The organism is Pseudomonas sp. B21-048 (genome assembly GCF_024748615.1).
GTDB lineage: Bacteria > Pseudomonadota > Gammaproteobacteria > Pseudomonadales > Pseudomonadaceae > Aquipseudomonas.
Map to the genome: position 1 here is coordinate 2,573,072 of NZ_CP087168.1, position 23,850 is coordinate 2,596,921.

Sequence of the window (23,850 nt, forward strand, 5' to 3'; positions counted from 1 at the left end):
TCATGGATGGGGTCAAAATGAAACTGATTTTGGTGATGCTTGTTGTTGGTCTGTTGGCTTGGAAGCTTTCCCCTGAATTACAGTCCTGGGCTGCAGCTCAACTATCGAATCCCAAAGAAGTCTCTATAGTCGTGACTGCGCCGAAGCCTGTTTCAGCGCCATTCAAATGTGATGGGCGAAAATATTGTTCGCAGATGACCTCGTGCGCAGAGGCCAAAAACTTTCTGCAAAATTGCCCAGGAATGAAAATGGACGGCGACAACGACGCAATCCCCTGTGAGTCGCAGTGGTGCCGATGACTATCCGTCGCTCACCGACAGGCAAACGACTCGCTGGCAGCGATTGCAAGTCTGGCTTTGCCGCACGTTGAACTACTACGTGCGACAAGCCGGCGACTGACCAGGTCGAGACTCAGAGCAAGTACCCAGCGGCTTGTCCGAGATGGTTGTCCTGCCCTCCAGTAATGAGGTGCAGTGGAATGTGTTGTTGTTCATCGATAGAGGGGATTTCGAAACTTCCCACTATTTGAAGGTGCCGCTCATTCAGTCCGGTCGATTCTTCTTCTTTTGCCTTAGCCATTCTCGCGTGGTTCGCTGCGATTTCATTGAGAGTTGACACGTTACATCTCCCGGTGACTGACCAAGCGTATCGCTGGAGTCCTAAACGTTAATTTAATTGCCGCCGCGTCAGAATTACGTCGCTCTGGGGCTGCTAGGTCCGGGCTCTGCAAGGCCTAAGCCAGACAGGGCCGCGTATTGAGTGTCGTGTTTACATATGCGACGGATGGTGGTATGGCAGGAGGCTACTATCGGGATAGCGTTTCGCATTACGGCCGACCGCGCTAACAATAACGTGGACACATTTTCACAGTTGAAGGTTAACTATTAGTTACAAAGTGTGGCTAAAATGCCATCTTTCGACCCCATGCCGACCGTCGGTATGGCTCAAGAACGCGCCATCGGGACGCAATGTGTTCACTTCTGACGTGTGACGATTTTCGTGAAACTTATCATTGCCGCTATCTATGTCATCTCCATCGCGTATGTTCATTTGCGCGGAAAGGTTCGCCATAAATTAGGCCGTCAACTGAGCGACCACTCGACATTTCTGGCACCGATCAATTGTTTCCTTTATCTGTTCTCGAAAATCCCCAACAAACCTTATCTCAATCCGGCGGACTTTCCCGACCTGAGCCCTTTGCAGGTTCATTGGGAAGAGATTCGCGCCGAAGGCCAGAGCCTGCTCAAGGCTGGGGAAATCAAGCGTTCGAACCAATACGACGATGTGGGTTTCAACTCGTTTTTCAAAAGTGGCTGGAAGCGTTTTTATCTCAAGTGGTATGGCGACAGTCACCCGTCGGCCGCAAAGCTCTGCCCGCGCACCACTGAACTGGTGCAAAGCATTGGCTCGATCAAGGCGGCGATGTTCGCCGAACTGCCACCGGGTTCGAAACTGGTCCGTCACCGCGATCCGTATGCCGGTTCCTACCGTTATCATCTGGGGCTGGAAACGCCGAATGATGCCGGTTGCTACATCAACGTCGACGGTGAGAACTACCATTGGCGCGATGGCGAGGCGGTGATGTTCGATGAGACCTTCATTCACTACGCCGAAAACACCACTGCGCAAAACCGCATCATCCTGTTTTGTGACATTGAGCGGCCGATGAAGTATCGCTGGGCGGCGGCGTTCAACAGTTGGTTCAGCCGCACGGTGATGGCGGCGGCGGGCGCGCCGAACGATGCCGGCGACAAGGTCGGTGGTATCAACCGCTTGTTCGCCAGAATCTACAAGATTCGCCTGCGTGGCAAAGCGCTCAAGAAGCGTAACCGCACTCGCTACTCCCTGGAGAAGTGGGCGATTTTTGCTGGGTTGCTGGCGATTTTTCTTTTGATCTGAGTTTTGCGTTTTGGCGCATGACGCCTTCGCGAGCAAGCCCGCGAAGAGGCCGGGATTTTCATCGCATAGTTTACGAATGCTACTGTGACCCGTCAGCCACGAGAATGCTTCGTGGCTTTTTTGTCTGTAGTCGTTTTGGCTTTTGCTGTCGTTTTACCGCCGCCCTTGCCGCCAAGACTGCGTTTGAGCAGCTCGGTCAGATCGATAACATCGGCGGTTTTACGCACCTCTTCACCCGTCGCCGTTTCGACATCTTCGATCTTGCCTTCATTCGCCTTCTTCTCGACCAGCGCCATGATCTTGTCTTCGAAGCTGTCGTGGTACTCCTCGGGCGTCCAGTCGGCACTCATGTCCTCCACCAGCCGTTTGGCCATCTCCAGCTCACCTTTGGCCAGATCCGGCTTGGTCACTTCACTGCCCAGCTCCAGTTGATCCAGGCTGCGCACTTCGGCGGGCCAGCGCAACATCACCAGCACCATGGCTGATTCCAGCGGCATAAGGGCCGCCAAGTGCTGGCGCGAATGCAACACCACGCGAGCCAGGGCGACCTTGTCGGTTTTGCTCAGGGTTTCGCGCAACAACGCATAGACCTTGCCGCCGCGTTTGTCCGGCGCCAGGTAGTAGGGCGTGTCGATGTTTTGCAGGGGGATCTGCTCGCTGCCGACAAAGGCAAAAATGTCGATGGTTTGGGTCGACAGTGGATGAGCCGAGCGAATCTCCTCTTCACTAAGCACCACGTAACGTCCCTTTTCGTACTCGATCCCTTTGACGATGTGCTCTTGGGTGACGTCCTTGCCGGTGACCTTGTTGATGCGCTTGTAGCCGACCGGGTCCATGCTGCGGCTGTCGAGCCAGTTGAAATCGATCCCGCGCGAAGACGTCGCCGAAACCAGCGCCACGGGGATGTGCACCAGCCCGAAACTGATTGCGCCTTTCCAGATTGCCCGTGCCATCGTCGTGATCTCGTCGATTGATGTTCTGGTGACCTGTGGCCAAGGGCAAAAGTTTCAGTCGGCGGCGGCTCGGTCCTGCGGGCTGATCGGCGGTGCGGTCAACTGGTGTTACATCTTGTGGAGCAGGTTTTGGTTAACAAATCCGGACCCTGGGCGTAGCGTGGCTCTATTCATCCGTGAAGCATGGCACGCTCATTTAGAGAGGTCCTCATGAACCGATGTGTGCTCGGCGTCATCGCGCTGGCATTGAGTGGCGTGCTGAGCCCTTTGGCTCTGGCAGACGCCGCATCGCCGTCCTCATCCTTGCTGCTGGCGCAGAACCTGCCGGGCAGCACCAATAACAATCCTTACAACAGCCCGATCCGCCGGGCCAATCCCAACAGCATGCAAGGCACCCAGCCGAGCATCCCGGTGATTCGCGGCCCAAACACGGTGCCTGTGCCACGACCGCCAACGCTGGATAACGGTGGGATCGGCAACCGCTATCCGCAAGATCGACAGGCTCCCACCAGCGAACCGAAATTCATTCCCAATCCACCGCCCCGGGACTCGGACCGCAACTACCGTTGAACGGCAGGACAGAGGTCTTGCCAGCCATATTGACGACAAAAGGAATCGTGCATGTTGCGTAAAGTCTTCTTGGCCACCGTCTGTGCCAGCGCATTATTGGCAGTCACGGCGCCCGTCTTCGCAGCGCCAACACAGGATTTTAAAAGCGAGCAGGGCACCCTTGAGGTCACGCCGATCGTTAAAGGCCTGGAACATCCCTGGGCGCTGGCGTTTCTGCCCGACCGCCAAGGGATGCTAGTGACCGAACGGCCCGGCAACCTGCGGCTGGTCAGCGCCGACGGCAAACTCTCGGGCCCGCTCAGCGGCGTGCCTCAGGTCTGGGCCAAGGGGCAGGGCGGATTGCTCGATGTGGTGTTGTCGCCCGACTTCAAGCAAGACCGCATGGTCTATCTATCTTACGCCAAAGGGGGCGGTGAGGGCGGCAAGGCCGGCACGGCGGTCGGTCGCGGACGGTTGTCCGAAGACCTGACGGCCCTCAAGGATTTCAGGGTGATCTTCCGTCAGGAGCCCAAGCTCTCAGTCGGCAATCACTTCGGCTCGCGATTGGTGTTCGACCGCGACGGCTATCTATTCATCACCCTGGGCGAGAATAACGACCGGCCCACGGCGCAGGATCTCGACAAGCTGCAAGGCAAGATCGTGCGGCTCTACCCGGATGGCAAGGTGCCGAAGGACAATCCCTTCGTCGGGCAAAAAGGTGTTCGCCCGGAAATCTGGTCCTACGGCCAACGCAACCCGCAAGGTGCGGCACTCAACCCCTGGAGCGGCACACTCTGGGAAAACGAACACGGCCCCCGGGGTGGCGACGAGATCAACATCATCGAACGAGGCCAGAATTACGGCTGGCCGCTGGCAACCCACGGTATCAATTATTCCGGCCTGCCAATCCCAGAAGCCAAGGGCGAAACCGCCGAAGGTACCGTGGGCCCGCACCATGTCTGGGAAAAATCCCCCGGCCTCAGCGGCATGGCCTTCTATGATGGCGATCGCTTCAAGGTCTGGCAGCACAATGTGTTTATCGGTGCGCTGGTGAGTCAGGAGCTGATTCGTCTGCAGTTCGACGGCGACAGAGTTGTTCACGAAGAGCGGTTGCTGGGTGAGCTCAACAAACGGATTCGCGATGTACGGCAGGGGCCGGATGGGTATCTGTATGTGCTGACGGATGAGGAGGATGGCGTGTTGTACAAGGTTGGGTTGAAGTAAACGGGTTTGCCCAAACTTTGTAGCAACTGCAAGATCGCCTTCGCGAGCGGGCTCGCTCGGGTCCGGCGCAGTCCTCCCTGCTCGCGATGGCAATCACCTCAACTCCACAAATTCCGGATCAGACCTCTTGAGCCGCGCTAACGGAATTTTTCCGCTCCTGAAGACCCCGCACCACCAGATACAACAATGGCCCGACAGACACAAAAAACACCGTCACCAACAGATAGGGAACCACGGACAATCCCGACTGCCCACGCATCCTGGTACATCCAGATACCGGCAAGCGTCGCCAGCAGGTATAACAGCGGCCCTTGAAAATTGGCCATTGACTTGCCATCAGCGTCCGGCTAATTTCCAGCCATGACTTCCACCGTATTGCGCTGCCAGCCAAGCATTATTACCGCCATTCCTTATTTGGCGGGCTAGCTCACGACTGCAGCACCCAACCCGCCCTAGAGGCGGGTTTTTACTTTCTGTCTCTGGGCTCCGATCAAAGTCAGGAGACGATCATGAACAGCACCCCCGCTCAGCAGAGCTTGCTTGAGCAGTACGTGAAAAAAATCCTCGCCGCGCCGGTTTACGAACTTGCCGTGCGCACGCCGTTGCAACCAGCACCTGCCTTGTCCGAGGCGTTGGGCAATCAGATCCTACTCAAGCGCGAAGACTTGCAACCGACGTTTTCCTTCAAGATCCGCGGCGCCTACAACAAACTGGTGCACCTGAGCGATGAACAGAAGGCCCATGGCGTGATCACGGCCTCGGCGGGCAATCATGCCCAAGGCGTAGCGTTGGCAGCCCGCGAATTGGGGATTGCCGCAACGATTGTCATGCCCTGCACGACACCGGAATTGAAGGTGCACGGGGTTCGCAGTCGGGGAGCGGATGCGGTGCTGCACGGCGAGAGTTTTCCGTTTGCCCTGGAATATGCGCTGGATCTGGCACGGCAAACCGGCCGCACCTTTGTCTCACCCTTCGACGACCCGGACGTGATCGCGGGGCAGGGCACCGTCGCCATGGAAATCCTTCGCCAGCACCAAGGGCCGCTGGATGCGATCTTCGTTCCGGTGGGCGGTGGAGGCTTGATCGCCGGCATCGCCGCGTACGTCAAATACCTTCACCCTGAAGTCCGGATCATCGGCGTCGAGTCGGAACATTCCGCCTGTTTGCAGGCTGCATTGCAGGTCGGTGAACGGGTCGTGTTACCCCATGTAGGCACCTTCGCCGATGGCGTGGCGGTCGCTGAGATCGGCGCCCATAGTTTCGAGGTCTGCCGGTTTTGCGTCGATGAGGTAATGACCGTCAGCAACGACGAACTCTGTGCCGCGATCAAGAATATCTATGACGATACCCGCTCAATCACCGAACCTTCCGGTGCGCTGGCGGTGGCCGGGATCAAGCAGTACGTGGCACGAAACGGCGTCCGGGGGCAGACCCTGGTGGCCATTGATTCCGGAGCGAACATCAATTTCGACAGCCTGCGGCATGTGGCCGAGCGCGCCGCGTTGTGCGGCGTGCCGGCGTGAGGAGGCATCAGGGGCTCAGGCGAGCAGCGGACGCAAAAAGTATGGGTCGATCACATATTTGACATGGCAGGTAATCAAGATAGGCACTCCTTTGGCGTGGTGGTCGGTTATTCCTGAACGGCTTTCTCGACAGGGTTCTACGCCGACTCGAGCATGCCGCCCAAGCGTGACGGATGTAGAACGACAAAACAGCCAACTATCAGCCCGACGGTCGTGTTAAGCGGAAAAGTCCCCATGATGCCTCCTTGCGTGTATGTGGGGTCAGTAGATACTGAATAGATGGGCCGCATTTTCACTGCCGTCCTCACCCAATGCAAACCCGCCACACCGGGGTGTTTGCAAAATGCGGGTCTTGAAACAGTCCTTTCTTGCATTTTGCATGACGCGTTGTGTTGCCATCTCCCTAAAACCCTTGATTTACCGACGAGGCGCAGAGCGAAATCCCGGGCATGTTTTATGCTGTAGCTGTCTTGAGCTGACCACGATTGCTACTGAGTCAGCGCTGAAACAAGAAAGCGGTTGGACGCTGGAATGGAACAAAGAGGCTCCCCACGGAAGAAAAGCAACGGGCATTTGAGCTCCGACCGACATTGATCTTTGATTGGCAATCTCACAAACCGAGAGGGTGGCCATGTTTCTTTCTGCCTTGGAACTACGCAATATCATCGAGAGCAGTTTTCTCCCAAAACGCTGCCAATGCACGCTGTCACCGGACCTGTCGATGACCGTCAAAGTATACGCGGACGATGAAACGGATCATCTCGATCTGTTTGTCACCGGTATAGACGCCCAGCGTCTCAATGGATGTAGGGAGATAAAAGAGCTGATCGTCGAGTTGCGTTCGGGCCTTGAACATCACGTTATCGAGCATCCGTACAGCCCAAAGTCAAAAGCCCATTAACCGGCCGTTTCACCCCGTTCAACCGATACACGCCGGGTCTGGATAAACCCCAGACCCCGTTCAATTCCACCAGTATCACCAGCTAAATACCCGGCCCGGCATGACCATTGAGCCTCGCCGAAGCCCAGTGCCGCCAAATCGAAACACCCACCATAAAGCCGCTGCACATCGCGCTTCTCGCTGCCAGAGCGGTGCCTGCCATACCCGATAAAACATCACCCCCAACGCGCCGAACATTTTTTTCGAGGCAAATTGGCCGTCATGTCAGATAAAAGGAAGGCCCCACAGCAGACTGTGTGAAAACGCAGTAATCGCGGCCCAAGCAAACGCCACGGCTTGTTCGGGGCGTTTGCTCTTTGCGGGAAGCAGACGAAAAAAGGCTATTCAGCCCATTAACGCCATCAGTTGACGTGCTCCCAGCACATTAATCACTCTTTTGAGGTTGTAGGCGTTTATCGCCAGCGCCATTTCCGCTCTCGCGCCTTCCAATTGACGCAGCAGGAAGCGGCCGTTGCCGAACAGCCATTGTTTGAGGTTGCCGAAAGGGTGTTCAACGATGGATCTTCGGCTGACCATCATCTCTGGATGTGCCCGCATCCGTTGCCCCATGCGCTCAAAGGCATCTTCGTTTGCATGCCGCGAGACATACCGACGAGGCGCATCGGTGCACTGTGCTTTTAATGCACAGGAGGTGCAATCCTTGATGGCCTGGTACTCACGATTGCCGTTGTGCAATTGCTTGAGTGTCAGTAATTGGCCGGCAGGGCATTGGTAATGGTCGTGCTCTACGTCGTAAACAAAGTCTTTTCGGTCGAAAAAATCCTTACCTTTGCGGCTGGAGTTCTTTGATCGGCTGGGCGGCACATAAGCCGTGATGTTGGCGTCTTCACATGCCTGGAATTGCTGGCCATTGGAGTAGCCGGCGTCAGCCGTCACGGTCAGCTCTGGCTGCTGCAACTGTTCTTTGGCCTCCTTGGCCATCGGCTCCAACTGACGCCGATCGTCGCCATCCTGAGTCACTGCATGGTGCAGGATCAGGCAGTGTTCAGCGTCCACCGCCGTTTGCACGTTGTAAGCAACTCGCGGACCTTTGGCGGTGCGCATCATTCGAGCATCGCTTTCGTGAGCGTTGAACTGCTCCAGATCCATAGACTTCATCAAAGCCTGGCAAGTCCGGTTATTCGACTGCTTGTCTTCAAGTCGCGCCAGCGCGGTTTTGATCGCGCTGCGATCAACCGTTTCACCCGCCTCGTCCTTGTCGGCCTCATCCAGCTGCACCAGATACTGGGCAATGCGCTTGTCCAGCTTTTCCTCCTGGAGCTTGAGCTGTTTGAGATTCAGATGCCGTCGTGCAGACGCCACCGTCCGAAATTTACTGCCATCGATGGCAACCAGGTCGCCCGCAATCAAACCGACCGCGCGGCAGAATTGGACAAAGGCCCGGCACGTGGCAATGAACGCGGTTTTGTTGTCCCGACGAAAGTCGGCAATGGTTTTAAAGTCGGGCTTGAGTCGATTGATCAGCCACATGACTTCGACGTTGCGTTGGCACTCGGCTTCAAGTCGGCGCGAGGAGCGAATCCGCTGGAAATAGCCGTAGAGATACAGTTTGAGCTGGTCGGCAGGATCGTAAGAGGGACGTCCTGTGCCTTTGGGAGTTGCCCTGCCGAAGCCCAATTGAACAAGATCCAGTCCTGCGACATAGGCGTCAATCACGCGAACGAGATGATCTTCAGGTATTAAATCTTCCAGAGAAACCGGGAAGAGACTGGTCTGGTTTCGTGGTTCACCTTGGATATACGCCACAGCAAAAATGCCCCGTATCTTTCAATGATGGGGCATTTTCTTGAATCGCTGCGCAAATGGCTAGGTTTTCACACAGTCTGCACAGGGTGGGGCCTTCCTTTATTACTCAGCTAGAGAACTCAAAGCGATTGCAAAGAAATGGTCGCGCTCTGAAGTCTTGCTGGCTGTCAGCGTCCATCCACACCCACTGCGTACCGTCGCCTTGCAGATTATTGGTAATGCTCTGAATCTGCGAGTAAACGATCTTGACGTTCCCAGCCGCACTGGCAGTAGGCCCAATGTTGGTGACCTGATTGGCAAGGAGGCCGTTTGAAGTCTCATTGACGACAAACACGGTCGCTTGCGCCTCACGGAACTGGCAGGAGAGGAACTGTGTAATGGAGCTGCTGATCGTCAGGTTCATCCATTTCGAGGGGGGGCCGCATAGTAACGGGTGTACTTGTTGAACGGATGCTGCTCACCATCGGCCTGCAGCGGATAATTACTGAGCCCCGACGTATTGGTCGGCATGCCGACACTTCCCAGCCAGATTTCGACCAGGGACCTACCGGCGTTGCTGGGCAGTGAAACCGAAACGGTTTGAGTATCGGTGCCCGAGACAAAACCCAATGATGCCAAGCCTGCATTGGCCGTGGTGCCAGGCACTGTGATCGGTACGGGCGGCTGGCTATTGCTCCAGTTCACGGAGACCGTGGAATTGTCGATCAGCCAGGCAATCAGCGCCGCCTGGAAGGTACCGCCAGCCCCTCACGGTATTGGCAATCTTCACCGAACAAGCCGGCATAGACCACGAACCGTGGGCCACCGTTGCGCCTTCGCCGCCTCGGGCCAGGAACACTAACTGACAGCGATGCTCCAACCCGTTGTGGTCGTCCATCAACATCTAGGAAGGATAGGTCACTGTGCCAGCCCGAGTAACGTTCAGGCTGGCTCGAGTGGCCATACTATTAATTCGATTGTTCGCTTTTATCAAACTCGCGGCTCGGCAATAAAAAACCATTTTTGATTCTTCAATGAAGTCGACGTTGATTATGTTGCACTGGGTTGCCCAGTCGCGCTTGGCGAGATCGAACCACCAATTGAGATGTCCTTTGATGTCGACAGGGCCGCTGGTAATGCTGTAGCTGGTTGCGGAAAGCGACCAGGGCGCCCATTCGCCAGGAGGGTTTTTCAGTACGTCAACGATGTGTTTTTCCAGTTCAGCGGTGTTCGTATCGGCGATGCGACTCCATTGGTGTTCGATTTTTTTGCAAAATAGAGTTTGATCAAGTGCACGGTGCGACGGCGTCGCGACCAGAATTCTTTCCAGAGGGCTGATGTGCTTGAGTTGGCCGAGGCTCAGATGCAGGTTTCCGGTGGGAATGATGCGATAGCCCAAGAAGTGGATAATCATGCTATTGAAGTAGGCAAAATCAAATGCCTGATGACCGCCCTTCAGTTCATGGAAGTCCAGGATGATAAATTCGTCGGGGTTTTCCTTGAGAAAACGATTCAAGTCCGTCACAAGATTGCCCAAAGTACGGGTGGAGCGGTAACCATTGTGTTGAAAACGGAATTTGCCAAGCCCCGGCGCGTCGAAGTCAAAATCCAGTCGAACATCCAGCGCTCGCGAACCATTGTTCAGCTGGGCATAAAACGAATCGTGCTGGCACGCCAGCCAGTGAGCGCCTGGAATTGTCGGGTAGGACGCTTGCCAGTCGCAGCCCGCATTGTGAGTGCCCGGCAGCGTCAACTCGCAGAGCGATAGTGTATCGAGGGCCGGGGTCGCAGCCATCCAGTTGTTGAGTGCGTAATCTTCTGAAGTGGTGTTGTTCATTGATGCGTCCTTACATCGATTAATAGAAGCGTCGCCCCTGTTTATTGAAACGGTGAGGGGCGGCTGCTTCGTATTTATAATGATAAAAGTGCGCATGGCAAATTACTGTTTAATGCAGCGTATGTTCTGTTTTTGTGTTGATTCTATATTTGTTGGTTGAACTTGAGCTGAATGAGTTACTACTGATTTCGATTTTTTGCCTCAATCCATTGCGCCATATACTGAGTGCTTTTGTGCTGGTGATGACGCAACATGCTGCCCGTGAAATTGTCCCTTCTAAGTTGAGCGAGATGTACCTGGCAATACAATAATCTCTCGATCAGCGCCGGGCCATGTATCGACGGCCGATAGCGATCGGCCAACAGCGTCTGCCCATGGGATTGGGCGCTCATCCAAAGGTCTTTGTCTTTATAAAGACGTACCGCACAATCGGCGAATTCGCGCGCGGTTCGGGTCACCGCGCCCGGCCACGGCTGTTCTCGGTGCATCGCTTCCGCGCCAATTGGGGTCGTGACATTGGGTGTGCCGCATAGCATGGCGTCGACGATTTTGCCTTTGATACCCGCACCGAAACGTAACGGCGCCAGGCATACCCGGGCAGCCGACATGACTTGCAATGCATCTTCTGCCCAGTTCATCACTTGAAACCCTTGGGCCGGATTGTGCAACGCGGTGGCCTTGGGCGGCGTGTAAGCGCCGTATATGTGCAACTGAGCCGTTGGCAGTTGCTGGCGGATCAGCGGCCAAATGGTCGTTTTCATCCAGAGCACCGCGTCCCAGTTCGGCGCATGACGGAAGTTGCCGATGCTGAGAAAGTGCGCCCGGTCCTCAAAAGCTTTCGGTGCCTCACTCGGTGCATCGACCATCAGCGGACACCAGTGCAGCAAGTTGCGCGGCAGTTTGAACTGCTCGACCAGCAATTCGATCTCCACTTCAGAGATCATCAGGTTCAAGTCGCAACGATACAGCGCGGCGATCTCACGTTTTGCCAGATCGGTATCGGCCATGAGCTCGAACTCTTCACGCAATGCCGGGGCGAATAACTCACTGAAATCGTTGGCGTCGTCGCTGGCCTTCAAGCGATCCTTGAGTCGCTGATGCCGGGCATGTCGCAGGCTTTGCAGGTCTGAAGTCTCAAGCACACGCAACGCATCGGGGCAGTGTTTCTCTACTCGCCAGCCGAACTGTTCTTCCATCATGAACTGATCGAACAACACGATATCCGGGGCCAGTTCACTGACAAAGGTGTCGAAACTGCTGTTGTTCAACTCGATTGGAACTTCGCGAATGCCCAACGTGCTCAGGTCCGCACGGTGCTCACCGGTGCCAGCGGGGCTGCTGAAGGTAATGTCCCAGCCTTGCTGCAAAAACGTTTCGAGAATTTGCATGACATGCCCACTGGCCGCAGAAGAGCGGGGCTCGGGCCAGACGTAACCAATCACCAGGACTTTGGTTGCGCGGGGTTGACTCATTTAATGGGTATTCCTTGATACAGGTAGGGAGCGGGGAAATCGGGGGGTGAAACCAGCCTAGACGAGTATGCCTTTGACCTTGTCACGCAACTGATCGATCGAGAATGGCTTGCCGATGAGATGCATGCCGTCAGGTACCTCGATGCTTTCGGCAAAGCCGCTGGCGAACAGGATCGGTAACTCGGGACGCAGCATGCGTGCCTGTTTCGCCAATTCCCGGCCATCCATAACGGGTAGCCCCACATCTGTCATCAGCAAATCGATGCCCTGGTCCTCATCGTTGATGAATTCCAGCGCCATTTCACAACCATCCGCCGCAAGCACCCGGAATTTAAGCTCCTCCAGCACATCGACGATCAGCGTGCGCACGATGGCATCGTCTTCGACGACTAGTATGGTGGAGGCATTGGTGGACATGGCGGGTTCTCACAGGGCTGGATGTGCGGTTGCGTCGATCGAAGTCGCCGGGTTCGTTGGATGCGTCAGTGACGGATCACGATGAGTTTGTAAGGCGCTACAAAAACAATAGCCGCACAAGAGCCGCACAGAATAACTGCTCCTTCGCGCCAGAGCAGTTAAATCACGATTTTGCCAAAAAACAGGTCATAAAATTGGATCCATTCGTCAGTTATCGGGCAAACTCAATTATTTCCGATAGTCCGATAAGGCTAAGCCATGATCTTTGCGTCTTCGGTTGATGAGCAACGATTCCGTAAACTGCTGAGCCGTAATATAAGCCTGCCATTGGGTCTGGGTGTCATCAGCGCGTTTTTTTTCGTTGCGCTGATTACCTATCTGTTATCGGTAATCCAGTGGGTCCAGCACACCGACCGGGTGATCAATAATGCCAATGAAGCAACAAAGCTGACCGTTGATCTGGAAACCGGAATGCGCGGTTTTCTGCTCAGCGGCGATGAACATTTTCTTGAACCCTACGAGACGGCCAAACCGAGAATAGCGGTCGCCCTCAATACCTTGCTTGAACTGACCGCCGACAACCCGATCCAGACTGACCGTCTGCACCGGCTCCAGGCCTTGCACATGGAATGGGTCAATTACGCGCAAACAATGCTCGATTTGCAGCGCGCCGGGGGGGATTACCGTGGCGCAATCAAGACAGGCCGTGGCAAGCGCCTGACCGATGAGATTCGCAAGCAATTCGAAGATGTGGTTGACATGGAGCAGCAGCTGCGTGCCACGCGCAACGAGGACGTACGCCGCACCACGATCTGGAGCATTGCCCTTTATTTGTTGTTCGTGGTCGGTATCAGCGGTTTGCTGGCGTACATTGGCCGCCGGGATCTACTTAACCTCTCGCGCAGCTACAGTGCCAATCTCGCCGCGCAACAGGCCAGTGCCCGGCGTCTGGAACAGCAGGCCTGGTTGCGCACTGGCCAGAGTGAGCTGGCCGAGCAAATCCTGGGGCAATTGTCCCTGAATGTGTTGGGTCGACATATTCTGCAGTTCTGCGCGCAATATCTGGGCAGCGCTGTCGCGGCGCTCTATGTCCGTGAGGAGCATGGCGGACTGAAACGTATCGCGTGTTACGGTTTTTCCCGGGAACAGGAAGCGCTTGAGCAGCAACTTTCCAGTGGCGAGGGGATTGTCGGCCAGGTGGCGCAACAGGCTCGTTTGATTCGTCTTGATGATGTGCCAAACGACTACTTCAAAGTCAGTTCCGGCCTCGGCGAAGGCCTTCCCCATAGCGTCCTGGTGGTGCCGACCAGCGACGATAATCGGGTTAACGGGGTGATCGAACTGGGTTTCCTGCGGGCGCTGACGGATCGCGACGTCGAACTGCTCGAGCTGATTGCCGGTAATATCGGCAGCTCGATCGAGGCGGCGCGCTATCGTCAGCGCTTGCAGGCAGTACTCGCCAAAACCCAGCAACTCAACGAAGAGCTGCAAGTCCAGCAAGAAGAACTCAAAGCCGCCAACGAAGAACTGGAAGAACAGTCGCGGAGTCTGAATGAGTCCCAAGCCAATCTGGAAACCCAGCAGATCGAGCTGGAGCAAGCCAACGAACAACTCGCCGAACAGGCGCAGATTCTGGTCAGGCAACGCGATGCCATGGACCTGAAGAACACTGAACTGAATCAGGCCCAGGTGGAACTCGAAGCGCGCGCCGAAGCGTTGCAGCGCTCCAGCCAGTACAAATCAGAATTCCTCGCGAACATGTCCCACGAACTGCGCACGCCGCTGAACAGTTCGTTGATTCTGGCCACGCTGCTGGCGGAAAACCCGCAGGAAAACCTCAGCGCCGAGCAGGTCAGATTCGCCGAGTCGATCTACTCTGCCGGCACCGACTTGCTCAATTTGATCAACGATATTCTCGATCTTTCCAAGGTCGAGGCCGGCAAGCTTGAAATCCGTCCGGAAAACACCAGCGTCGCGCGTCTGGTGGAAGGTTTGCAGGACACGTTCCAGCCATTGGCCGCCGACAAGAAACTGGATTTCCAGGTGCAACTGCAGGCTGATGCACCGTTGATGCTGTTCACCGACCGCCAGCGTCTGGAGCAAGTGATCAAGAACCTGCTGTCCAACGCGGTGAAATTCACCGAAAAGGGCACTGTCAGCCTGAATGTCTGCGCTCAGTCGGGCGAGGGCATTGCCTTTATCGTTCGCGATTCCGGGATTGGCATTGCGCCGGATCAGCAGCAAAGCATTTTCGAAGCCTTCCGTCAGGCCGATGGCGCCCTTAACCGTCGTTACGATGGCACCGGCCTTGGCTTGTCGATTTCCCGTGATCTGGCCAGGTTGTTGGGCGGTTCCATCAGCCTGATCAGCGAGCCAGGGCAGGGCAGTGTGTTCACCCTGGTGTTGCCGCGGCACTACGTCGAGCCGGGCGACGCGCCTGTCGAGACGATGAGCGCCACGCCGGTGGCCATGCCGAAAAGCATCACGGTTACCGCGCCTGTGTCGCTGATTGCCGCCGACATTCCGCGTTTCGACGATGATCGCCACAAGGCGCCATTTGCCACTCGCTGCATTCTGGTGGTGGAAGATGAGCCGAACTTTGCGCATATTCTCTACGATCTGGCCCATGAACTGGGTTATCAGTGCCTGGTGGCCCACGGCGCCGACGAAGGCTGTGACCTGGCCAGCCAATTCATCCCCGATGCGATCCTGCTGGACATGCGCTTGCCGGATCATTCCGGGCTCACTGTATTGCAGCGTCTTAAAGAGCACGCCGAAACCCGGCACATTCCCGTGCACGTGATTTCGGTCGAAGACCGCGTAGAGGCCGCCATGCACATGGGGGCCATCGGTTATGCGCTCAAGCCCACCACCCGCGAGGAGCTCAAAGCGGTGTTTGCCCGCCTCGAAGCCAAACTGACACAGAGGGTCAAACGGGTATTGCTGGTCGAAAACGACGATGTGCAACGCGACGGCATCGCCCGACTGATCGGCGAGGAAGACATCGAAATCACCGCCGTCGGCCTAGCGCAGGATGCGCTCGACCTGCTGCGCACCACGATTTTCGACTGCATGATCATCGACCTGAAGCTGCCGGACATGCTCGGCAACGACTTGCTCAAGCGCATGTCCACCGAAGATATCTGCTCGTTCCCGCCGGTGATCGTCTATACCGGACGTAACCTGACCCGGGACGAAGAGGCCGAGCTGCGCAAGTATTCGCGCTCGATCATCATCAAGGGCGCGCGCTCGCCCGAGCGCTTGCTGGACGAAGTGACACTTTTTCTGCACAAAGTCGAATCCCGGTTGTCCCTGGAACGCCAGACGATGCTCAAGACAGCCCGCAGCCGCGACAAGGTTTTTGAGGGGCGTAAAGTGCTGCTGGTGGACGACGATGTACGCAACATCTTTGCCCTCACCAGTGCGCTGGAGCAAAAAGGCGCTATCGTGGTCATTGGCCGCACTGGCCGTGAGGCCGTTGAAAAACTGAATGAAGTCGAGGACATTGATCTGGTGCTGATGGACGTGATGATGCCGGAGATGGATGGTTTTGAAGCCACCCTCGAAATCCGCAAGGACCCGCGCTGGCGCAAGCTGCCGATCATTGCGGTGACGGCCAAGGCCATGAAGGACGATCAGGAGCGCTGCTTGCAGACTGGCGCCAGCGACTATCTGGCCAAGCCGATCGATCTGGACCGCCTGTTCTCGCTGATTCGTGTGTGGTTGCCGAAGATGGAACGCATCTAAGTGCGCAGTACCGAAATCGAATTGAGGTTGTTGATCGAGGCGATCTACCTTAAGTACAGCTACGATTTTCGCGATTACTCCGCCGCCTCGATCAAACGCCGGGTCAATCATGCGTTGAGCCAATTCGAATGCAATACCATCCCGGCGTTGCAAGAGAAGGTCTTGCATGATCCGACCGCGTTCATGCAACTGCTGCAATGGCTGACGATCCCGGTCAGTGAAATGTTCCGCGATCCTTCGTATTTTCTGGCGCTGCGCCGCGAAGTGGTGCCACTGCTTAAGACTTATCCATCGATCAAGGTCTGGATCGCCGGTTGCAGCACTGGCGAAGAGGTCTATTCGATGGCGATTCTGCTGCGCGAAGAAGGCTTGCTGGATCGCACCATCATCTATGCCACCGACATCAACCCGCGCTCGCTGGATAAAGCCAGGCAGGGGATTTTTTCCCTGGAGAATGTCCGGGCCTACACTCACCACTACCAGCAGGCTGGTGGTCAGCGTTCATTCGCCGACTACTACACGGCGGCCTATGGCTACGCCATTTTCGACAAGAGCCTGTGCGACAACGTGACTTTCGCCGATCACAGCCTGGCCACCGACAGCGTGTTCTCGGAAACTCAATTAATTTCGTGTCGTAATGTATTGATTTATTTCAATAAAAAACTTCAGGATCGCGCGTTCGGGTTGTTTCATGAATCTTTGTGTCGTCGGGGTTTTCTGGCACTGGGCAGTAAGGAAACCCTTGAGTTCTCGGCCTATGGCGATCAGTTTGAACCGTTGGTCAAGCAAGAACGGATCTACCGCAAATGATGAACACGTTTGTCTGCCGCTGCAGGAAAACAGCCAGATAAACGCAACCTCTGAATGACCGTATGGTCGTATCAGCAGTTATTGACCGAGCAAAGGCTACCCATGAGTGAAGATGCACAAGACGTGGTATTGATCGTCGAGGATGACCCTTCGATCTTGATGGTGTTGTCTGCTTATTTGTCGGGCGAAGGTTACCGCGTGCTGCAAGCCGAAAATGGCGAGCAGGCCTTTGAAATTCTGGCGAGCAAGCCGCACCTGGACATGATGATCACCGACTTCCGCTTGCCGGGGGGAATCTCTGGCGTACAGATCGCCGAACCCGCCGTGAAGCTGCGACCGGAACTCAAGGTCATCTTCATCAGCGGCTATCCCCAGGAAATTCGTGAGACCGACAGCCCGATCACCCGCACAGCACCAATCCTGGCCAAGCCGTTCGATCTGGATGAGTTGCAACGGATCATGCAGGCCATGCTGTCCTGAAAGGACCGTTCCGGTGTAGCCGCTGCTGAAACCTGCTTCCGGGGACGAAGTCCTCGTCAAGGCATGTATGGCGCTGTCTTCTGCGCGCCCGAGCCACTACAGAACGACCGTTTACAACCCTTGCTGCAACGCCGGATCGTCCGGATTTAGCTGTTCCAGCTGCGCCAACAGGATCTGCACGTTCTGCAACTGTCCGCTTTCTTTCCAATAGTTGATTAGCAGCACGCGCGCCTTGCGATCGGCCGGGTGACGCTGGACGATTTCCTGCAGCTGGTTCTGCGCCGCTTCCAGCTCTTGCTCACCGTGCAGCGTAGTGGCCAGATCGTAGCGGTAATCCTTGTTGTCCGGCTCAAGTTCAACGGCTTTGGACAACCCGAGCAAGGCGAACTCACTTTGCCCGTGATGCAGCAACCAGAGTCCCAGCGCATGTTGCAGGTAGGCCGAGTCAGGCTGGGCCTTTAATTGTTTCGCCAACAATTGCCTGGCAGCGTCACTTTGGCCCTGTTTATCCAGCACTTCAATTTGCATCACCAGCGCCGGCAGGTTACCAGGCGCCAGTTGCAACGTGCGCTCCAAGGCCTGCTGCGCGTCCTTCAGTTCGGCATTGTGCAAGTGCAGGCGCGCCAGTTGGTACTGGGTTTCGGCGCTTTCCGGCTGCCCCTTGAGGAGTTGCTCCCAGGCATCGATGGCTTGCTCCAATGGGCCGAAGTACAACCCTAGCTCATCCGGCGTCAGCCCCAGTAAGGCATTGACCGCCGCAAACCGGACGCTAGGGTCGCTGTCATCGAGCAAGGGCCCCAGCAAAAGGCTGCGTTGCCCACTGGACACCAGCCCGTTGATGCTTTTGATCGCTGCGATGCGCACATCCGCCGAGGCATGTTGCAGGTCTGCATCCGCCAGTTTCAGGGCTTGCGGGCTCGGGTAGTTGGGCAGTTCGGCGTGCAACCAGACACGGCGCTTGGTCGACAGGTCAGGGCGGCCCAATTGCTGATAAAGCACCCGCGCCGCCCCCGGTTGACCCGCGCGTGCCTGGGCCAGCGCTTCGCTGTAGCCGTGCTTGATCGCCGCCGGCACCACAGGCGTCGTGCTACGCAGGAAAAACCAAGCGAGGGCGAAGGCAAACAATACGCAGAGGCTGATGAGCAAGTAGCGGCGGGACTGAGGCATGCAGGAATCCGGGGTGACAGGTTTTTGCAAAGTCATCAGCTTCGGTCAGGCCGGGCTGTGAGTCAAACCACGAGTGAGGTTTTCGCGATTTGAGCCTTGGAATCAGTAGAACTATCCAATCATGATCCCCCGCAATCCCTGTGGGAGCGGGCAAGCCCTAATGCCAGTCAGTTAAGCGTGATACTGAACCTGTGGCGAGGGAGCTTGCTCCCGCTGGACCGGTCCGCGCTCGGGCGAAGCAGTCCCCTCTTTTTGGGTTAAAGGGGCCGCTCCGCGGCCCAGCGGGAGCAAGCTCCCTCGCCACGGGTTACTCATTGCTTGTTCTATCTCTTAACTGGGCAAGCCCGCTTCTACAGGGATATGCGTTGAATTAAAGATGGCCAAAAAAAGCCCCGCGACCGAATGAGGCGCGGGGCAAAAGAATTGGTTGATTGCGGTCAACCAAAGGAGCGCTTTAAAACGTTACTTGCTGGCGACCGTCTCTGGCTGCCAGCCGCCGCCGAGGGCTTTGTAGATCGCGACGATGCCGCGATATAAATCGACTTCGGCCTGGGCCTGGGTGTCTTCGGCTGCCAGGCGCTCACGCTGAGCATCGAGCAGCACGAGGAAGTCCACGGTGCCTTCGCGGTAGCGAATGTCGGCGAGATCGGCCGCGGCGCGGCTTGATTCGCTTTGACGAATCAGCGAGATCAGGCGCTGCTGACGTTTACCGTAATCGCTGAAGGCATTTTCCGACTCTTCCAGCGCCAGCAGTACTTGCTGTTCGTAAGTCGCCAGGGCGCCTTCGGCTTCAGCATCGGCGCCGCGCAAACGGGCGCGCACGCTGCCTAGGTCGAACGCCGCCCAGGTGATGCTTGGGCCCAGTGCCCAGGCATTGGCCGCCGACGAGCCGATCTGTGATCCGCGCCCGGCGGTGAAGCCAAGGAAGCCGCTGAGGCTGACCCGTGGGAACAAATCAGCCTTGGCCACGCCGATACGGGCGGTGGCGGCCGCCAGTTTGCGTTCGGCGCTGAGGATGTCCGGGCGCCGTTGCAGCAGCTCGCCCGGATCACCGATCGGCAATGCCTTGGCGATTGCCGGCAAGTCTTTTGGACTCAAATCGACTGTCAGTTTTTCCGGACGTTCACCCAGCAGGGTGGCGATGCGGTTGCGCTGACGCACCTGTTCGGCCTGCAGTTGCGGCATGCTGGCTTCGACAGATGCCAGGCGCGCATCGGCGCGAACCACGTCCAGCTGATCGCCGACACCGGCATCACGCAGGCTTTCGGTGATCTTGCGCGATTCCTGCTGGTTGTTCAGGTTGGCCAGGGCGATCTTTTCCCGCAGTTGCGCGCCGCGCAGTTGGCCATAGGCGTCCACCAGTTCGGCAATCATGCTGACTTGCAGTTGGTAAAGATCGGCTTCGGCCGCCTGCTGTTCGGCGTCGCTGGATTCCAGGTTGCGCTGGATGCGACCGAACAAGTCCAGTTCCCAGGCCATGTCCAGGCCCAGGTCATAGCGTTCACTGCTGACGCGTTTAGTGGTCTGGCCGGGAATCTGCCCTTTGGCCAGATCACTGCTCGCGCGGCTGGTGATGGTCGGCATGGCGTCATTGCTCGCGTCGTCGCGAATTGCCCGGGCCGCTTTCCAGCGGGCGAAGGCCACGCGCAAATCGCGGTTGCCTTGCAAGGATTGCGTCACCAACTGGTTGAGGGTTGGATCGTCGAACTGCTGCCACCAGATGCCTTCGAAACGTGCACGGTCAAAATTCTTCTGACCGGCGCTGCCATCGGTGGCGGCCGTGATGTTGGCCGCCTCCGTGGTGGGGGTTTTGTAGTCCGGGCCGACGGCGCAGGCACTCAGGGCCAGTACCAGAAGGCTCGGCAGGAAGGCTTTCAGGCTCATTGTTGCGCCTCCAGTTGCTTTTCCAGTTTCAGCGCCTTGGCCGCTTTGCGCGCTTCACCGCGCTCCACAAAGTTGCGAATCAGTACGTAGAACACCGGCGTCAGCAACAGACCGAAGAAGGTCACCCCGAGCATCCCGGAGAACACCGCCACACCCATGGCATGACGCATTTCGGCACCGGCACCGCTGGAGAAAACCAGCGGCACAACACCCATGATGAACGCGAAAGAGGTCATCAGGATCGGCCGCAGACGCAGACGGCAAGCTTCCAGCACCGCGGCCAGCGGGCCGAGGCCTTCTTCCTGTTTATCCTTGGCAAACTCGACGATCAAAATCGCGTTCTTACACGCAAGTCCCACCAGTACGATCAGGCCGATCTGGGTGAAGATGTTGTTGTCGCCGCCCGAGGCAATCACCCCGGTAATGGCCGACAGCAGGGTCATCGGCACAATCAGGATCACCGCCAGTGGCAGGCTCCAGCTTTCGTATTGAGCCGCGAGCACCAGGAACGCCAGCAGCACGCAGAGCGGGAACACGAACAGCGCTGTGTTGCCGGACAGAATCTGCTGGTAGGTCAGGTCGGTCCACTCGTAGGTCATGCCGTTGGGCAATTCGTCCTTGAGCAGTTTCTCGATGGCTTTCTCGGCCTGGCCGGAGCTGTAGCCGGGGGCTGCCGCACCGTTGATTTCAGCGGTGATGAAGCCGTTGTAGTGCATCACACGGTCCGGCCCCGAGGTGTCGCTGACCTTGATGAAGGTCGCCAGCGGAATCATCTCGCCCCGGTTGTTACGCACTTTCAGCTGACCGATCTGGTCCGATTCAAGGCGGAACTGTTGCTCAGCCTGAACGTTGACCTGATAGGTGCGACCGAAGCGGTTGAAGTCGTTGGCATACAGCGAGCCCAGATAGATCTGCAGGGTGTCGAAGATGTCACTGACGGCCACGCCGTGGGTCTTGGCTTTTTCGCGGTCAATGGCGGCATCGACCTGCGGCACGTTCACCGTGTAGCTGGTGAACAGGCCAGCCAGTTCCGGCACGCTGTGGCTTTTGGTGATGATGTTCATGGTTTCTTTGTACAGCTCGTCATAGCCCAGGTTGCCCCGGTCTTCGATCTGCAGGCGGAAACCGCCAATAGTCCCTAGGCCTTGTACCGGTGGCGGCGGGAAGATCGCCATGTAGGCTTCCTGAATCCCCGCGTACTGGCCGTTCAATGCACCGGCAATCGCACCGGCGGACATGCTCGGATCCTTACGCTCGTCGAACGGTTTGAGGGTGACGAACACGATGCCGGAGTTAGGGCTGTTGGTGAAGCCGTTGATCGACAGACCCGGGAAGGCCACCGCGCTTTCTACACCAGGCTGCTTCAGGGCCAGGTCGGACATGCGTTTGATCACGTCTTCGGTACGGTCCAGGCTCGCGGCGTCCGGCAATTGCGCGAAGGCCACCAGGTATTGCTTGTCCTGGCCGGGTACGAAACCGGTCGGGGTATTGGAGAAACCGAAGAACGTCAGCACCATCAGCCCGGCGTACAGCAGCAGGGCGATACCGCTGCTGCGGATAACCCGGCCCACGGTGCCGACATAACCATGGCTGGCCTTGTCAAAGAAGCGGTTGAACGGACGGAACAACCAGCCGCCAAAGATCTTGTCCAGAACCTTGGAGAAACGGTCTTTCGGCGCGTCGTGGCTCTTGAGCAACACGGCGGCCAGCGCCGGCGACAAGGTCAGCGAGTTGAAGGCCGAGATCACGGTCGAAATCGCAATCGTCAGGGCGAACTGTTTATAGAACTGCCCGGTCAAGCCGGAGATGAACGCAGCCGGGATAAACACCGCACACAGCACCAGCGCCGTCGCAATGATCGGACCGGTCACTTCGCGCATCGCACGTTTGGTGGCTTCTACAGGGGTTAATCCGAGCCCGATGTTTCGCTCGACGTTCTCCACCACCACAATCGCATCGTCGACCACGATACCGATGGCCAGTACCAGCCCGAACAGCGACAGGGCGTTCAGCGAGAAGCCGAACAGGTGCATCACGGCAAACGTACCGATCAGCGAAACCGGCACCGCCACCAACGGGATGATCGAAGCGCGCCAGGTTTGCAGGAACAGGATCACCACCAGCACAACCAGGATCAGCGCTTCGAAGAGGGTGTGAACCACCGCCTCGATAGAGCCGCGCACGAAGATCGTCGGGTCATAGACGATGCTGAAATCCATGCCTTCCGGGAAGTTCTTCTTCAGCTCGGCCATTTTCTCCCGAACGTCGTTGGAGATCTGGATTGCGTTGGAGCCAGGGCGCTGAAAGATCGGGATCGCCACCGCCGGCTGGTTGTCCAGCAGGGAGCGCAGGGCGTATTGGCTGGAGCCGAGTTCGACGCGGGCGATGTCTTTCAGGCGAGTGATTTCACCATTTTCGCCGGAACGAATGATGATGTTCTCGAACTCTTCCTCAGAAACCAGACGACCTTGCGCGTTGATCGACAGCTGGAACGCCGTGGCATTCGGTGCCGGCGGAGCGCCCAGGGCACCGGCCGCCACTTGGCGGTTCTGTTCGCGAATCGCGGTGACCACGTCGGTGGCGGTCAGGTTACGCGAAGCGGTCTTGTTCGGATCGAGCCATACCCGCAGCGAGTAATCGCCCATACCAAACAGTTGCACATCACCGACACCGCCCAGACGCGCCAGCTCATCCTTAATGTTGAGCAAGGCGTAGTTGGACAGGTAGAGCATGTCGTAGCGTTTGTCCGGCGAGGTCAAGTGCACAACCATGGTCAGGTCGGGCGACGCCTTGTCCACGGTGATACCGATGCGCGTCACTTCCTCGGGAAGTTTGGGCTCGGACCGGGTCACGCGGTTCTGAACCTGCACCTGTGCGTTATCCAGGTCCGTGCCCAGGGCGAAGGTAATGGTCAGGGTGATCTTGCCGTCAGCCGTGGACTGCGAGGACATATACAGCATGTTCTCGACGCCGGTGATGGCTTGCTCCAAAGGAGCGGCCACGGTTTCGCCTATGACTTTAGGGTTGGCGCCCGGGAAGTTGGCACGCACCACCACGGTCGGCGGCACGACTTCCGGGTATTCACTGATCGGCAACTGGAACAGCGAGATCGCACCGGCGATCAGGATCAGCAGCGACAACACCGCTGCGAAGATCGGCCGTGAAATGAAGAATTGGGAAAAATTCATCGAAGTTGTCGCCC

At 57.1% G+C, this 23,850-nt stretch carries 19 protein-coding genes and 4 pseudogenes; 9 read left to right on the forward strand and 14 right to left on the reverse strand.

The window, feature by feature from the left end:
* Positions 1–17 precede the first annotated feature (17 nt).
* Positions 18–299, forward strand: a complete 282-nt coding sequence (locus tag LOY56_RS12040) for an excalibur calcium-binding domain-containing protein (protein WP_258622085.1) — start codon at positions 18–20, stop codon at positions 297–299.
* Positions 300–411: 112 nt separating this feature from the next.
* Here LOY56_RS12040 and LOY56_RS12045 read toward each other — a convergent pair whose 3' ends face one another.
* A complete protein-coding gene (locus tag LOY56_RS12045) occupies positions 412–618 on the reverse strand; it encodes a hypothetical protein (protein WP_032836318.1) in 207 nt (68 codons plus the stop codon).
* A 381-nt stretch (positions 619–999) separates the two neighbouring features.
* Here LOY56_RS12045 and lpxO point away from each other — a divergent pair, with 381 nt between their 5' ends.
* Positions 1,000–1,899 carry a lipid A hydroxylase LpxO gene (lpxO, locus tag LOY56_RS12050; protein WP_258622092.1) on the forward strand — a complete coding sequence of 300 codons (900 nt, stop codon included), beginning with the start codon at positions 1,000–1,002 and terminating at the stop codon, positions 1,897–1,899.
* A 92-nt stretch (positions 1,900–1,991) separates the two neighbouring features.
* Here lpxO and LOY56_RS12055 read toward each other — a convergent pair whose 3' ends face one another.
* The gene (locus LOY56_RS12055) at positions 1,992–2,852 is read right to left on the reverse strand and encodes a Ku protein (protein WP_258622094.1); all 861 of its coding nucleotides are present in this window, start codon (positions 2,850–2,852) and stop codon (positions 1,992–1,994) included.
* Between the two features lie 210 nt (positions 2,853–3,062).
* Between LOY56_RS12055 and LOY56_RS12060 the strand changes: the two genes are divergently transcribed.
* Positions 3,063–3,422: a hypothetical protein gene (locus LOY56_RS12060; protein WP_258622096.1), complete on the forward strand. Its 360-nt coding sequence runs from the start codon at positions 3,063–3,065 to the stop codon at positions 3,420–3,422.
* A 51-nt stretch (positions 3,423–3,473) separates the two neighbouring features.
* Positions 3,474–4,625 (forward strand): PQQ-dependent sugar dehydrogenase, encoded by a 1,152-nt coding sequence (locus LOY56_RS12065; RefSeq protein WP_258622098.1) that lies wholly within the window; start codon positions 3,474–3,476, stop codon positions 4,623–4,625.
* Positions 4,626–4,743: 118 nt separating this feature from the next.
* On the opposite strand, the pseudogene LOY56_RS12070 reads toward LOY56_RS12065, so the two are convergent.
* Positions 4,744–4,927 (reverse strand): annotated as a pseudogene (locus tag LOY56_RS12070) (DUF2834 domain-containing protein); the annotation flags it as partial.
* A gap of 207 nt (positions 4,928–5,134) precedes the next feature.
* Between LOY56_RS12070 and ilvA the strand changes: the two are divergent.
* Both ilvA and LOY56_RS12080 read left to right on the forward strand, forming a co-directional pair.
* Positions 5,135–6,130 (forward strand): annotated as a pseudogene (ilvA, locus tag LOY56_RS12075) (threonine ammonia-lyase, biosynthetic); the annotation flags it as partial.
* A gap of 649 nt (positions 6,131–6,779) precedes the next feature.
* Positions 6,780–7,049 (forward strand): DUF1652 domain-containing protein, encoded by a 270-nt coding sequence (locus LOY56_RS12080; protein ID WP_258622102.1) that lies wholly within the window; start codon positions 6,780–6,782, stop codon positions 7,047–7,049.
* On the opposite strand, the pseudogene LOY56_RS12085 reads toward LOY56_RS12080, so the two are convergent.
* The 8 genes and pseudogenes from LOY56_RS12085 to LOY56_RS12120 all read right to left on the reverse strand — a co-directional run.
* A pseudogene (locus tag LOY56_RS12085) lies at positions 7,046–7,295 on the reverse strand (hypothetical protein); the annotation flags it as partial. The gene LOY56_RS12080 and the pseudogene LOY56_RS12085 overlap by 4 nt on opposite strands.
* Positions 7,296–7,433: 138 nt before the next feature.
* The gene (locus LOY56_RS12090; RefSeq protein WP_258615292.1) at positions 7,434–8,855 is read right to left on the reverse strand and encodes an IS1182 family transposase; all 1,422 of its coding nucleotides are present in this window, start codon (positions 8,853–8,855) and stop codon (positions 7,434–7,436) included.
* A 106-nt stretch (positions 8,856–8,961) separates the two neighbouring features.
* The gene (locus LOY56_RS12095; protein ID WP_258622103.1) at positions 8,962–9,258 is read right to left on the reverse strand and encodes a hypothetical protein; all 297 of its coding nucleotides are present in this window, start codon (positions 9,256–9,258) and stop codon (positions 8,962–8,964) included.
* Complete coding sequence (locus tag LOY56_RS12100) at positions 9,255–9,539, reverse strand: hypothetical protein (protein WP_258622947.1); 285 nt, start codon at positions 9,537–9,539, stop codon at positions 9,255–9,257. The genes LOY56_RS12095 and LOY56_RS12100 overlap by 4 nt, the downstream gene beginning before the upstream one ends.
* Positions 9,537–9,714: pseudogene (locus tag LOY56_RS12105) on the reverse strand (PfkB family carbohydrate kinase); the annotation flags it as partial. The pseudogene LOY56_RS12105 and the gene LOY56_RS12100, both read right to left, overlap by 3 nt.
* A gap of 24 nt (positions 9,715–9,738) precedes the next feature.
* A complete protein-coding gene (locus LOY56_RS12110) occupies positions 9,739–10,671 on the reverse strand; it encodes a phospholipase (RefSeq protein ID WP_258622105.1) in 933 nt (310 codons plus the stop codon).
* Between the two features lie 179 nt (positions 10,672–10,850).
* Complete coding sequence (locus LOY56_RS12115; protein WP_258622107.1) at positions 10,851–12,143, reverse strand: glycosyltransferase; 1,293 nt, start codon at positions 12,141–12,143, stop codon at positions 10,851–10,853.
* Positions 12,144–12,200: 57 nt separating this feature from the next.
* On the reverse strand, positions 12,201–12,560 hold the full coding sequence (locus tag LOY56_RS12120; RefSeq protein ID WP_258622109.1) for a response regulator: 360 nt from the start codon (positions 12,558–12,560) through the stop codon (positions 12,201–12,203).
* Between the two features lie 258 nt (positions 12,561–12,818).
* Between LOY56_RS12120 and LOY56_RS12125 the strand changes: the two genes are divergently transcribed.
* The 3 genes from LOY56_RS12125 (at position 12,819) to LOY56_RS12135 (ending at position 17,597) form a co-directional block, all read left to right on the forward strand.
* Positions 12,819–16,307 carry a response regulator gene (locus tag LOY56_RS12125; RefSeq protein ID WP_258622111.1) on the forward strand — a complete coding sequence of 1,163 codons (3,489 nt, stop codon included), beginning with the start codon at positions 12,819–12,821 and terminating at the stop codon, positions 16,305–16,307.
* Positions 16,308–17,117, forward strand: a complete 810-nt coding sequence (locus LOY56_RS12130; RefSeq protein ID WP_258622113.1) for a protein-glutamate O-methyltransferase CheR — start codon at positions 16,308–16,310, stop codon at positions 17,115–17,117.
* Between the two features lie 102 nt (positions 17,118–17,219).
* Entirely contained in the window at positions 17,220–17,597 is a 378-nt protein-coding gene (locus tag LOY56_RS12135; RefSeq protein WP_258622615.1) for a response regulator, read from the forward strand.
* 111 nt (positions 17,598–17,708) lie between these two features.
* On the opposite strand, the gene LOY56_RS12140 is transcribed toward LOY56_RS12135, so the two are convergent.
* From LOY56_RS12140 to LOY56_RS12150, 3 genes are all read right to left on the reverse strand, one after another.
* Positions 17,709–18,764: a tetratricopeptide repeat protein gene (locus LOY56_RS12140; protein WP_258622115.1), complete on the reverse strand. Its 1,056-nt coding sequence runs from the start codon at positions 18,762–18,764 to the stop codon at positions 17,709–17,711.
* Positions 18,765–19,226: 462 nt separating this feature from the next.
* Positions 19,227–20,648 carry an efflux transporter outer membrane subunit gene (locus tag LOY56_RS12145; protein ID WP_258622117.1) on the reverse strand — a complete coding sequence of 474 codons (1,422 nt, stop codon included), beginning with the start codon at positions 20,646–20,648 and terminating at the stop codon, positions 19,227–19,229.
* On the reverse strand, positions 20,645–23,836 hold the full coding sequence (locus tag LOY56_RS12150; protein WP_258622119.1) for an efflux RND transporter permease subunit: 3,192 nt from the start codon (positions 23,834–23,836) through the stop codon (positions 20,645–20,647). Before LOY56_RS12150 ends, LOY56_RS12145 begins: the two co-directional genes overlap by 4 nt.
* Positions 23,837–23,850 lie beyond the last annotated feature (14 nt).

Bases quoted from the DNA above. Each gene is read 5' to 3' on its own strand.
- LOY56_RS12040 (WP_258622085.1), top strand. From the start codon at position 18: ATGAAACTGATTTTGGTGATGCTTGTTGTTGGTCTGTTGGCTTGGAAG.
- LOY56_RS12055 (WP_258622094.1), bottom strand. From the start codon at position 2,852: ATGGCACGGGCAATCTGGAAAGGCGCAATCAGTTTCGGGCTGGTGCAC.
- LOY56_RS12060 (WP_258622096.1), top strand. From the start codon at position 3,063: ATGAACCGATGTGTGCTCGGCGTCATCGCGCTGGCATTGAGTGGCGTG.
- LOY56_RS12065 (WP_258622098.1), top strand. From the start codon at position 3,474: ATGTTGCGTAAAGTCTTCTTGGCCACCGTCTGTGCCAGCGCATTATTG.
- LOY56_RS12080 (WP_258622102.1), top strand. From the start codon at position 6,780: ATGTTTCTTTCTGCCTTGGAACTACGCAATATCATCGAGAGCAGTTTT.
- LOY56_RS12095 (WP_258622103.1), bottom strand. From the start codon at position 9,258: ATGAACCTGACGATCAGCAGCTCCATTACACAGTTCCTCTCCTGCCAG.
- LOY56_RS12110 (WP_258622105.1), bottom strand. From the start codon at position 10,671: ATGAACAACACCACTTCAGAAGATTACGCACTCAACAACTGGATGGCT.
- LOY56_RS12115 (WP_258622107.1), bottom strand. From the start codon at position 12,143: ATGAGTCAACCCCGCGCAACCAAAGTCCTGGTGATTGGTTACGTCTGG.
- LOY56_RS12120 (WP_258622109.1), bottom strand. From the start codon at position 12,560: ATGTCCACCAATGCCTCCACCATACTAGTCGTCGAAGACGATGCCATC.
- LOY56_RS12125 (WP_258622111.1), top strand. From the start codon at position 12,819: ATGATCTTTGCGTCTTCGGTTGATGAGCAACGATTCCGTAAACTGCTG.
- LOY56_RS12135 (WP_258622615.1), top strand. From the start codon at position 17,220: ATGAGTGAAGATGCACAAGACGTGGTATTGATCGTCGAGGATGACCCT.
- LOY56_RS12140 (WP_258622115.1), bottom strand. From the start codon at position 18,764: ATGCCTCAGTCCCGCCGCTACTTGCTCATCAGCCTCTGCGTATTGTTT.
- LOY56_RS12145 (WP_258622117.1), bottom strand. From the start codon at position 20,648: ATGAGCCTGAAAGCCTTCCTGCCGAGCCTTCTGGTACTGGCCCTGAGT.
- LOY56_RS12150 (WP_258622119.1), bottom strand. From the start codon at position 23,836: ATGAATTTTTCCCAATTCTTCATTTCACGGCCGATCTTCGCAGCGGTG.